Here is an 11,900-nt window from a genome sequence, read left to right as displayed (position 1 = left end):
AAGGAGGAAGACTCATGGCTAAAGGATTCGCTAAAGGTCTTGTAACAGGTGTCGCAGGAACTGTCGCTGCCGTTGCAGGTGCAGTATACGCAATTAAAAAGAAAGTGATTGAGCCAGAAGAGCAAAAAGCAGCTTTCATCGAAGAAAACCGTAAAAAAGCAGCTCGCCGTCGCGTATCACATTAATATACAAAAGAAGTTGAGAAATCTCAACTTCTTTTTATTTTTTAAATAGCCAAATCAAACTTCAGTTGCGGCTTGACTGGATCGTAGTCGACCAACTCAAAGTCTTCGGCTTTGATATCAAAGAAATTAGTCTTATCTGGCACATTCAAAACCAAACGAGGTTGGCAGTTTGACGGCTCACGGCGGAGCAATTCCTCTGCTTGTTCAAACTGATTATCATAGATATGAAGGTTGTTGATAAAGTAAAAGAACTTCCCAACCTTCCAGCCGAAATGCTTGGCAATCATCATCTGCAAAGCTACGTACTGCATAGCGTTAATGTGGTGGGCCACTAGCATGTCATTAGAACGCTGAGTCAAGGTCGCATCTAGATAGATTTCCCCATCAACGCGACGGACATCAAACATGGTCTGAAAGGCGCATGGAAGAAGACCATCTGTCTCCTCAAAAGCTTGGTAATCCCAGAGAGAGATGATATTGCGACGATTCCAAGGGTTGGCTTCCAACTGTTTGAGAATCTTATTGATGATGTCGTGTTTCTTAACGACTGCCCCATAGCGCTCACCAATGGTTCCCGTATCTCCCACTTCCCAGTCATTCCAGTAGTGAACATTGTACTTGCTATTCAGCACTTCTAGGCTATTAGACTGATCTTGGTAGATCCAGAGTACTTCCTTGATAGCAGATTTGATTGCAATGGGACGCAAGGTTGTGATGGGAAATTCCCCTTTGGCCAAATCATACTCCGCAAAGGCACCCGTTACGTACTTAGAATTGGCAACTGTACCATCCTTATACTTAGGACGTGCCTGCTCAGAAAAGACACCTTCCTTAAGAATTCGTTCTATATTTTCTTTAAAAATCGTATCTGCTTTTGTCATTTACTCTCACCTCATTTATTGTCCTAACTAGTATAGCATAAAAAATCTTTTCTACATACTCAGATAATCAATGGCCTTTTTATATTTTTCTAATCGTTCCAAATCCTTGTCAGTAATGGTCTCAAGTCTCGATAAATCTGAATTATGTTTTAGGTCAGCTAATTTTACGGCTCTCGCAAGAGGATTGGATTTCACAGTTTTCAGATAGGTTTGATAGTCTTGTCCCTTTTTCTTTGACAAAATCTGAACGGCTGTAACTACTGTCTCTGGTAAACCCGCATTTAGTAACTCTTCAGCAGTAACAGAACTATCCTCAATAACATCATGTAGTAGAGCCACTGCTTTCTCTTCTTCAGAATCAACTTGGCTCGCAACAAAAATTGGATGTTCTATATAATCTATCCCTGCCTTATCAAATTGTCCTCTATGAGCTTCCGTCGCGATAGACAATGCTAATTCAAGCATAGGTTGTTTTGATGTGTTCATCTAGCGATTCCTTCCCAAAATTAAAACCTATTTCGTTTTATTCGACTTTCAAAAAAGAGCTTGATGGATAACCAAGCTCTATTATCAATCTATCTTATTGCAATACAAGTGATGCTGCTCCGATAACTCCAGCGTCATTTCCTAGAGTCGCAAGAGCCAATTTAGTGGATGTGCGTACTTGTGGGAAGGTATTTTCGTCGTAGATTTTTTGAACACCTTGGAGAAGAAATTCTCCAGCTGCTGACACCCCACCACCGATAACGATTGTTGATGGGTTTAGGATTGAACCGATATTAGCACACGCAATACCCAAGTAACGTGAGAAGTTACGGTAAACGATCAAGGCAAGGTCGTCCCCTTCTTTTGCAAGGTCAAAGACAGTTTTAGCAGTTACTTCTTCTCCGTCATCAATCAAGCGTTTCAAAGCTGCATCGCCTTCGTATTCATCTGCATAACGACGAGTCAAGTTGACAATCCCTGTTGCTGAAGCAACTGTCTCAAGACAGCCTTTTTTACCACAGGTACATGCGATTGGTTGGTCAAAGTCAACAGTGATGTGACCAAGCTCACCAGCAGCACCAGCAACACCGTGAAGCAATTTGCCTTCTGCCACGATACCGCCACCAACACCTGTACCAAGTGTCATAAAGACAACGTCTGGTTGGTTGTCACCAGCGCCCATCCAGCGCTCACCAAGAGCAGCTACGTTGGCATCATTGTCGATGAAGAATGGAATACCCAAGGCTTTTTCAATCTTTTCTTTAACTGGTTGAAGGGTTTTCCAGTTTAGGTTGTAGGCACCGATAACAGTCCCTTTTTCACGGTCAACCACACCAGGTGATCCCATTCCAATACCTCGGAAATCCGTAGCTGACAATCCAAGCAAGTCCAAACGATGTTGAATAGACTCGATCATATCATCTACGATATGGCTTCCTTCGTCCAAAATATTAGTCTTGATAGACCATTTTTCTTGGATTTCTCCCTCTTGAGTTAAAATTGCGAACTTGATAGATGTTCCACCAAGGTCAATCCCAATAATCTTTTGACTCATCGTCTTCTCCTTTTTAATTGAAAATGCTTACAGATATAGTATAACAGAATCGTCTGTTTTGTGCAAAGGTTTGCATTAACTTCCTAGAAATTATTCTGATTTATGGTTTCCAAAGGCCAGAACCATCTACGTAGTATCTGCCACCATCAACTCGCTCATTCTTTGCCATTTTACCATCTGATTTGAGGTAATAGTTCCCTTGCCAAGTGTTTCTAGCATAAACACCATTGGATTTTAGGTAGTACCATGCTTGATAACTGGTGTCATAAACCCATTCACTTGCTGCCATCTTACCATTCGACTTGAGATAATAGCTTCCTTGCCAAGCGTTACGGGCGTAAGCTCCGTCCTCTTTTAGATAATACCACGATTGATAATAGGAATCATATAGCCATTCACCTGCTGCCATCTTACCATTTGATTTAAGGTAGTAGCTTCCCTGCCAAGTATTTCTCGCATAAGAACCGTCGGATTTTAGATAGTACCAAGATTGATAGCTAGCATCATAAATCCACTCGCTGGCTGCCATCTTGCCATCTGACTTAAGGTAATAGCTACCTTGCCAAGTATTCCTAACTGCATGCCCATTTTCAGCAAAATAATACCAATAACCGTCCTGTTTGACCCATCCGCTAGCTGTGACATTGGATTGCGAACCCGACTGGCGTGGTTTAAAGACTCCCCGAGGTGCATTTGCACGTTCACAAGCTATCCCATCACCATCACGATCTAGTTTAGAAGAGTAACCTGGTTCTCCTCTATGAATATCAGAGTAACCATTTTCCCATGCTTCTCTACAACTAGAAAAATGAATATTTTCCTCTGCAGTAACTGGTTCGGTAAATAGTCCCCAAACTAGAAGGGCAGCAAAAGCCACTTTTAGCAAAACTTTTTTTTCATTATTCTCTCCTTTTTTGATACCGTTTTCGCTTTTATTTTACCAGACTTATTCCAGCAATTCAAGAAAACTTCTAGTCTTTTCTGCAAACTCCTTCGGTTTGTCAGTGTTCAGTGTGTGAGGACCGTCAGGAATAATCTGCAACTTAGAATCTGACATCAATTGATGAAGGCCTCTCATAGAACTGAGATTAGGCTTGTCTTGGCTACCACAAATTAGCAAGGTTGGATAGTAACAATTCTGTGCTACTTGGGTTAAATCAAGTGTTTTCAATTCCTCAGAAACACCAACCATGAGAGCTTTGTCTGCTCCCTGCTTTTCAAAAAAACTTTTTGGAAGTAGTTTAAAAATCATCAACTGGATTCTAAACAAGATATTACCTGCTAGTTTCACTGGACAGCCTGACAAGACTAAACCTTGAAGATTTGGCAAATCGTAACTTGAAAGCTCTAGTGCAAGAGTAGCACCGAGGGATAAACCGATTAAAACAAAAGGTTTCTTCTCCTCTGATAGGTATTTAGCTATCCGTTTTTTGGCTTCCTTATAAGACCCAACCCCCGTAGGAAACAATTCAAGGGCCTCAGAAGGATGATTGGCAAGTAGATCCTGAACTTCCTTCCAGCTTGCGGCCGTCTGACCTAAGCCATGTAAAAATATCAATTTCATTTATTTCTCCTTCAATAACAACTCATACAAGCCTCTGACTGCATTACAGCCATAGACAGCTTCTGCTTGGTTCAAGTCTGCCAAAGTCAGAATTTTCTCTTCTACCTGTCCTTTTCCTAGCAAATGCTGACGATAGATTCCTGACAAGATGCCAAGATTGATAGGCGGTGTGTAGAGCTTCCCGTCAATTTTCAGAACCAAATTCCCGATAGACGTTTCCAAAAGCTCCCCTGCTACATTATGGTAAATGATTTCCTGTTTACCTAGACTTAAGTGTGGTCTATGAGTTGTTTTAAAGTAGGTAAACGCCTGATTCAAATCTGCTTCTTGCAGGCAGAGTTTAGCTTTGCAGAAGCTTGGACTAAGAGGTGTTAAGATTTGGCGACTGAGTTCTATCTCTCCAGACTTGCTGAGGCTTATTCGCAAACGGTAGTCTTGGTGGGAAGCACAAGCTCGACACTCTTCCTCTATCTTTTGTCTCAGTTCTTCTGGATCAAAAGGATAGGCAAAATAACGACTCGCCTTTGTCAGTCTTTCCAGATGTTGATCTTCAAACAACAGTTGTTTTTGGCTGATTCTCCCAGTTGTAATCAATTTGAAACGAGCTTGTTTACGATAGAGAACAGCCGCCTTTTGATGAACCTCTCGGTATTCAGATTCCCAAGTACTATCCCAAGTAATGCCACCACCCACTCCATAGATGGCTTTCCCTTGATGCAGTTGGATAGTCCGAATGGCGACATTAAAAATCCGTCGCCCATTTGGAAGCAAGAGACCAATAGTTCCACAGTAAACCCCTCTAGGTTGAGGCTCCAAGTCCTTGATGATTTTCATGGTAGCAATTTTCGGAGCTCCCGTTATGGATCCACAAGGAAAGAGAGAGCGAAAAATGGCAACCAAGTCCACATCCAATCGTAACTGACTCTCGATGGTCGACGTCATCTGCCAAACAGTTGAATACTGCTCCACTTGGCACAGACGTTCTACATGCTCACTGCCCACTTCAGAAATACGGTTCATATCGTTGCGCAAGAGGTCCACAATCATCATGTTTTCAGAGCGATTTTTAGGATCCTGTTCTAGCCAGCTAGCTTGGGCAAAATCTTCTTGGTCAGTCACTCCACGCTGGGTTGTTCCCTTCATTGGTCGCGTTGTCAACTCACGGTCATTTTGCTCAAAAAAGAGCTCTGGACTCATGGAAATCACTGCCATCTCGTCATGTTCAATATAAGCATTGTAGCCCGCCTCCTGCTCTACCACCATACGATTGTAGATGGCAAAAGGATTGGCACTTAAGTCTTGATTGAGTTGGACGGTGTAGTTGACCTGGTAGGTGTCCCCCTGACGCAAATGATGGTGAATCTGGGCAATAGCCTTTTCATAGTCTGCTTCAGACGTTACTTCCTGCCAATTTGAAGGCAAATCAATATCATCATAAGTCAGAGGAATAGGCGATGTTTCTACCCTATCATGAACTGTAAAGTAAAGCAAGTACTCGCCCAGTAAAGGAGCTTTATGAACTGCTAATTTCTCCTCAAATGCAGGTGCAGCCTCGTAACTGACGTAGCCTACCACATAATAGCCTTGTTCTTGGTAGCTTTCCACCTGTGCCAGCAGGTCCGCGACTTCTGCTAAATCTCTCGTTTTTAACTCTTTGATCGGCTGGGTAAAGGTGTATCTCTCGCCCAAATCTCTAAAATCAATCACTGTTTTTCTATGCATACCTTAAGTATAGCATAAAAAGGCAGATACAGACAAAGCTGATCTACCTTTTTTCATTTTACTAGTCCTATCTACTATTTAGTGAATAAATCTCCAGTAAATCCGTCTGATTTCTGCAAGAGTTGTTTGTAAACTTTCCATTTAAGATTCACTGTATTATCAAATTTATTACCTTGAAGGTCTTTTTCAACTGCAGCATCGAATAGCTCTTGAAGTTTTTCATATGTTGAAATCTTTTGACCATCAATTTCAATTTCTACAAAACCTTTCTCAGCTTTAGCTCTGACTTCTTTATACCATTCTTTCTTCCACTCTTCTAATGTATTAAATCTACCTTTAGAAACTTTTTGGATGATAAAGTCATCACCTAGACCTACGTTACCGGCTACTTTAGATTCTTGTTTATACTTGTTAGATGCATACCCTAAGAATCCATCAAGGTAACCGTAGTAGCCCCACATACGGAATGTATTGTGTTTGAATGAGATTGAGCCAGCCGTACTCTTACTTGTGTTACCACCGTAAATACCAGTCATCATATTCACAACAGTATAAGCAGAATCGAATCCTTCAGTACGGTAATGACCATTACCTGGTAGCCCGTGTTTAGTAGCGAAGTTGTTATCTACAAGTTGATCAATAACTGTCAGTTTCATATTCTTCTCATCATCATTTAAATCACGAACTAAATCCCATTGGTGTGGTGCACCTTCTAACTTATTATAGCTCGCTTTTTCGCGATATTTCTTATCGATTTTCTTGAACCACTTATCGTTAGTTCCAGTATTTTTCTTGATGACAGATTCTGCTTCTAAGTAATCAAGCATCATCATTGATTCGTTATAGTTCTTCATGTAGTGATCAATCTTCTCACGACTACTTAACATATTAGGATCATAGTTATAAATTTGTGTACCATCATTTTTACGTTCGTACGCCATATTTAATCCAAGTGAACCATATTCACCATTATAGTTTGTAAGAGATGGTGATTGTAGCATACCTTGAGCAAATGATTCAATATCTGTCCCTTCACGGTGACGCCATGTTCCTAAGTAGGCCATACGGTCATTGATATGAGTTGTTTCGTGAGTGAATGCAGATGTACCATAATCACTAATCATACTAGAGATGATGTAGTATACAGCTTCTGAATTTTGTGGGTTAGAAAAGATATAAGCATACGCACCCATACCGTTATATCCGTGCCATTTACCTGTAGGTCCATAGAACTCACTAACTGGAGCATAGTCACCATTCTTATTATGACCCATTCGGTCAGCCCATCCATTACCTGGAACATCTTGGTTATCCCAAATTGCTGATGGAACCATATTTTCAGATTTCAACAATTGATTACGTACATTATCAGCAGCAAGTCTTGACCAGAAGTCTAAGTAATTAATTTGCTCTTGTGCACGTAAGTCGATTTCTTTCTTAAACGCTTCACGTTCAGCTTCTGTATTCTTACCATATTTCTCAAATGCACTAAACGCTAGCGTATTGTACGTTGAAATTAAGAACATGTGAGCCTTCTTCGTATTAAGAAGTGGTAAAATGTATCGACCATGTTCACCGTTATTTAAGTTTTCATATAAGTGATATTTCTTATTAGCAAAATCAGGGTTAGATGATTGTTTCTCAACTACATAGTTAGTATGAGAAATAGCTTTCTTATACCATACATTCATATCAGTATCTTCTGTAAAGAGTTTCATGTTATATGTTAAGAAGTCATTTAAATTACCTTTACCTGTTGCTCCCGCAATCACATCACGATAAGCATCTTGAGTTCGATCCCCTTTCAAGAAATGTTCACGTGAACCAATTTGAATCAATCTATCGATAACGCTAACGTTCTTACCATAAAAATCAGGCTTTAACATCATGAGGTCTTTAATGCTCATATCATTGTATTTAAATCCATAATAACGATTTAAATAAGTAAGACCCATCATAATCTTAGCTTTATTGTCTTCCACTTTTTTAAGAAGAGCTTTCATGGCAGCTTCATCACTATTCAATTGATGGTCTTCGTTTTCAACTAAAGCTTTGACTAATTTATCTAAATTAGCTTTCGTTTCTTCAAAGCTTTCTTCAAGGAACAAGTTACGAATGTAATTGTTCTTATGATTGTCACTATTCTCAGCTGGTTTGTTACGTTTGTCCATTAACGCACGCACTTCAGGTGAAATCAATTCAACACCTGCTAATTTTGCTTTAATATCGTTGATTAATTGTGTTCTATCTTTAACAACCATATTCGGTGTATAAACGACGTCACCAAGACCTTCGATACTATATTCACGAACTTGTTGGACTTGAGAATCAGCTTTACGTGTGACAACTTTTTCTTCCTTAGTACCATCAGCATAATGAATCATAATATGATCAACATCTGACAAGTCAGTTACAAATTGCCCATCTTTCATACCTGTCACAGATAATACTTCTGTAGTTAATAATTTAGATCCTTCAGGAGTCTTATTACCTTGATTCACAATCCACTCTTTATTGTAGAACGGTTGAAGTTTTTCAACATTTCGGTAAGCAAGTTCACGTTCTGCATTATAATCTTGAGTAGTTTTGTACGTGTCTTCTTTATACGCTACGTGATTTAATTTATCAGTCAAATATGGTGTGATTTCATATTTATCGGCTGTGATATTGAACGAAGCAATCCGTTTATCCGCTTCTGCTTGGTCGACACCCTTAATCTGTTTTGAACGGTTATAAGAAACGTTACCTGATGCAACATCGTTCACATACACATTGTTCTTGAAGTAATCAAATCCGAAGTATGGATCACCTGAGTCAACTGACCCTGAACCATACATCATTTCACCATTTGTCACTTTCATCATGCTGACGTTATTTTCAACCCAACCCCAGTCATAGTTTTCGTGAATTAAACCACCGCTTTGATTGTTGGTTTTGAGTGTCAATGTCCCTTTGACCACAGATTTAGTTAAACGACCTTTTTGTTTAACATCATTTGGATTTCCACCATGGTTGACTTTGGCAATCAATCCACCAAATTTAGCATTGTTGGCTTTAATGTCAGCTTCAACATAAGAACTATCTACATTGCTTCTCCAGCTTTCACTTACAAGTCCACCAGACCACCAACCTTTGTTACCCACGCTTTCGATTTTACCGATAAAGGCTACATTACGCATATTGGATTCATCTAGTTTGTTGACCATACCTGTAACGTCGTTATTACCAACCACATTACCCGTAACCTTAATATTCTCAATCGTTGAGTTCTTAAACATATCTCCAAGTGGAGCTGTTTTATCAGCCCACGGCATATTGATATTCACATTACCAAAGTTGATGTCATGAATATAAGCATTTTCAACACGGTTGAACAATGGTCGAGCTAGATTGTGAATGGTATAACGTTTATCACCTTCACTATACAACTTACCTTTAAAAATGTTCGTCACGTATTGTTTATTCGGAGTCGGAACATTTGCTGCATTAAGATCCGCACCAAGTTTAAACTCACCCGTTGGGTTAGCTTGCATATCTTTTACAAGCTCATTGAAGTTGTAATATACATTACCTTCTTTTAATTTTTGTTTTTCAAAGTAATGAACATACTCTTCACTGAAAGTATCATCTGCTCTACGTTGAACTAAGTTTGGAGCTTTTGCTACCACTTTGTACAATATTTTTCCATCGACAACCACTTCTTCAACAGAACTTACCGTAAGTCTTGTTGTCTTATTATCATGAGTTGTCACTCGTAAGTAAAGTGGAGCAACGTCTGTCGGTTTTTCAGTAAGTAAGCTCTTATCTGTTTCAACACCAGCATCATCCACACTCATCAAGCTTGTTTCTTTGATATTTTTGATTTCAACTTTTTTAAGGTCAAGTCTTAGCGGTTCTTCTTTCAGAACTTCTTCCTCATCACCCTCACCACGGTCATAAACCATCTTCGTTTCAAGTTTATAATCCTTGTAGTACTGTAAATCTGTCAGGGTAGTTGTCAAGTCGTCTGGTGAAACATTCAAGGTTTTGACAATCTCATCACCTTTTTTCAGAGTTAAGGTAATAGATTTAATGGCTGCCTTACTTGGATTTTCTAGACTATACTTAACATCTGAAGTACGCTTCAAATCCTTAGGCTCAACTGCTGTGATGGTCAATACTGGTTTTTCAAAGGTCTTGGTACCACGTTTCAAAATTTTGTCTTGAGGTGCCTCAAGGATTTCCTCTGTAACTTTTGGAGCGTCCTCTGTTTTAACTCCCTTAATGGTATTAAAGGTCTTGGTGATTTTTTTCTGGCCTTCTTTTCCTTCTTGAGCTACAACTTCTAAGCCTTTTTTCAGTTGGTCATCTTCTTTAACAACTTCCTTAAATGGAATCTTTTCAAGACTTTCTTCTACAAGAGTTCCTTCAATTGGTTTTGTCCCACGACTTACCTGTTGGTTTACAGGCTCCTTGGTAACTTCTGTGCTAGTTGAAAGAACTTGGTCAGTTTTAACACCTTCTACTGTTTTATAAGTTGTTTTAGTAACTTGACTACCTTTTTCACCATTTCTTACGACAGTTTCTTCGTCCGTATACTTGGTTGGATCCTCAGTCGTCTCAGTTTTGTAGTCTAGGTCTGTAGTCGATGTTTCAACAAGAGTTCCCTCAGTTACTTTGTACTCAGGTAACTGTTCTTGTACAAGAGCTTGACCTACTTTACCTTCCTCTTGTGTACCTTTTACTTCTACTGGAGCATCTGGTAATGTTGGTTGCGTCAAAGCTTGATCTTCTTTGCCTTCTTCTTGGGTTCCTTTTGCTTCAACTGGAGTCTCTGGCAATTCAGGTTGCGTTAAGGATTGTCCTGCCTTACCTTCTTCTTGAGTTCCTTTTACTTCAACTGGGGCTTCTGGTAATTCAGCTTGTGTTAAGGCTTGTCCTGTCTTACCTTCTTCTTGTGTACCTTTAGCTACTTGGTGAGTTGGTTCAGCTTGTGGTACTGGAGTTGGAGCAGGTTGCACCTCTTTCTTAGTTCCGACTGCAATGACTTGCGACACAGGATTTTGGACTACTTGGTCTTCGATGACTTCTCTAACTTCTTGACCGTTAACCATCGATACCTTGGTTACAAGGCGACGCTGACCATTTACTCCGGCTGCGACGATACGAGTCTCTCCTTCTGCTAGATTCGCATCTGGGCTTGTGACTGTTTCAAAAGGAATCTCTACCAAGCTCTCTTCCTGTCTAGTCTGAGGATTCTCAAAAACTGGTTTTTCTTCAACAGCAGGAGAAACCGGAGTTTGTGCCACAGGTTTTTCAACGACGGTTTCTGGCGCAACAGTCGGTGTTTCTTGAACTACTTCTGTTTTCTCGATTTCATTTGCACTTTGCTTTTCTACTGGCAACTGAGGCTTCTCAGCTGAAGCTGGTCTTGATGGGTGGAGTTCTGCTTCCTTGAAGTAACCAATGTATTCATAGCCATCAATATGGATAATCCCTTCAGCCAAACCTTCATGTGTAGAGGCCGAAATAGTTTGGTTATAAGAAAGCAATTCTTTATTTTCAAATGCAAATGTCCCATAAGGTACAAAAGTGCTAGCTCCCAAAGAACCAATCAAGAGAACACCTAGGACCTCTTTGCGACCTTTTTTGGATACCAAAAAGACTGCTAGTGAGGCTGTTGCCAAGCCAAGACCAGCCAAGGCTAGTTCTTTACTTCCTGTGTAAGGAAGTTGTTGACTGTTAGTTGCTTTCTTGCGATAAACTACATAGAGAATATCTTCATCTTGAAATTCTGTAGGAACTTCATGGTGAATCAGGGCTTTTTCAGACTCGGTCAATTCCTGCTCCGCCAAATAACGGTAATGAACACTATGAGCACCGCCAGCTTCATTGGCATGCACTTTATCTACTGAAAGAGTACTGGCACCAAAAAGAAAGGCCCCGATGGCTACAGGACCTACTCCAACAGTGAGCTTACGAATCGAATATTTGGTGATTTTTTCTAGTTGTTGTTTTGTTTTTCTCAT

General features: G+C 40.0%; 8 protein-coding genes. 1 reads left to right on the top strand and 7 read right to left on the bottom strand.

The annotated features are described in order from the left end of the window. Window positions 1-14 precede the first annotated feature (14 nt). Window positions 15-185 carry a DUF3042 family protein gene (locus tag HMPREF9189_RS04715; protein WP_001051782.1) on the top strand — a complete coding sequence of 57 codons (171 nt, stop codon included), beginning with the start codon at window positions 15-17 and terminating at the stop codon, window positions 183-185. Window positions 186-226: 41 nt separating this feature from the next. Here HMPREF9189_RS04715 and HMPREF9189_RS04710 read toward each other — a convergent pair whose 3' ends face one another. The 7 genes from HMPREF9189_RS04710 to HMPREF9189_RS04680 all read right to left on the bottom strand — a co-directional run bounded on the left by HMPREF9189_RS04710 (window position 227) and on the right by HMPREF9189_RS04680 (window position 11,900). Then, on the bottom strand, window positions 227-1,066 hold the full coding sequence (locus tag HMPREF9189_RS04710; protein WP_000158633.1) for a thymidylate synthase: 840 nt from the start codon (window positions 1,064-1,066) through the stop codon (window positions 227-229). 51 nt (window positions 1,067-1,117) lie between these two features. Beyond that, window positions 1,118-1,552, bottom strand: a complete 435-nt coding sequence (locus HMPREF9189_RS04705; protein ID WP_001097948.1) for an HD domain-containing protein — start codon at window positions 1,550-1,552, stop codon at window positions 1,118-1,120. A 94-nt stretch (window positions 1,553-1,646) separates the two neighbouring features. After that, window positions 1,647-2,606: an ROK family glucokinase gene (locus HMPREF9189_RS04700; protein WP_000078554.1), complete on the bottom strand. Its 960-nt coding sequence runs from the start codon at window positions 2,604-2,606 to the stop codon at window positions 1,647-1,649. Between the two features lie 100 nt (window positions 2,607-2,706). Then, window positions 2,707-3,492 carry an excalibur calcium-binding domain-containing protein gene (locus HMPREF9189_RS04695; protein ID WP_009755276.1) on the bottom strand — a complete coding sequence of 262 codons (786 nt, stop codon included), beginning with the start codon at window positions 3,490-3,492 and terminating at the stop codon, window positions 2,707-2,709. A 60-nt stretch (window positions 3,493-3,552) separates the two neighbouring features. Then, entirely contained in the window at window positions 3,553-4,170 is a 618-nt protein-coding gene (locus HMPREF9189_RS04690) for an alpha/beta fold hydrolase (protein WP_000766588.1), read from the bottom strand. Further along, window positions 4,171-5,892, bottom strand: a complete 1,722-nt coding sequence (gene pabB, locus HMPREF9189_RS04685; RefSeq protein WP_009755275.1) for an aminodeoxychorismate synthase component I — start codon at window positions 5,890-5,892, stop codon at window positions 4,171-4,173. It lies immediately after the preceding gene. A 74-nt stretch (window positions 5,893-5,966) separates the two neighbouring features. Beyond that, window positions 5,967-11,900 (bottom strand): ZmpA/ZmpB/ZmpC family metallo-endopeptidase, encoded by a 5,934-nt coding sequence (locus HMPREF9189_RS04680; protein WP_001232692.1) that lies wholly within the window; start codon window positions 11,898-11,900, stop codon window positions 5,967-5,969.

The sequence above is a fragment of the Streptococcus sp. oral taxon 071 str. 73H25AP genome (assembly GCF_000146755.1).
In the GTDB taxonomy this organism is placed as follows: domain Bacteria; phylum Bacillota; class Bacilli; order Lactobacillales; family Streptococcaceae; genus Streptococcus; species Streptococcus oralis_T.
Note: the sequence above shows the minus strand (reverse complement) of the source record. Positions and strands in the feature narration are given on the sequence as shown.

Bases quoted from the DNA above. Each gene is read 5' to 3' on its own strand.
- HMPREF9189_RS04715 (WP_001051782.1), top strand. From the start codon at position 15: ATGGCTAAAGGATTCGCTAAAGGTCTTGTAACAGGTGTCGCAGGAACT.
- HMPREF9189_RS04710 (WP_000158633.1), bottom strand. From the start codon at position 1,066: ATGACAAAAGCAGATACGATTTTTAAAGAAAATATAGAACGAATTCTT.
- HMPREF9189_RS04705 (WP_001097948.1), bottom strand. From the start codon at position 1,552: ATGAACACATCAAAACAACCTATGCTTGAATTAGCATTGTCTATCGCG.
- HMPREF9189_RS04700 (WP_000078554.1), bottom strand. From the start codon at position 2,606: ATGAGTCAAAAGATTATTGGGATTGACCTTGGTGGAACATCTATCAAG.
- HMPREF9189_RS04690 (WP_000766588.1), bottom strand. From the start codon at position 4,170: ATGAAATTGATATTTTTACATGGCTTAGGTCAGACGGCCGCAAGCTGG.
- pabB (WP_009755275.1), bottom strand. From the start codon at position 5,892: ATGCATAGAAAAACAGTGATTGATTTTAGAGATTTGGGCGAGAGATAC.
- HMPREF9189_RS04680 (WP_001232692.1), bottom strand. From the start codon at position 11,900: ATGAGAAAAACAAAACAACAACTAGAAAAAATCACCAAATATTCGATT.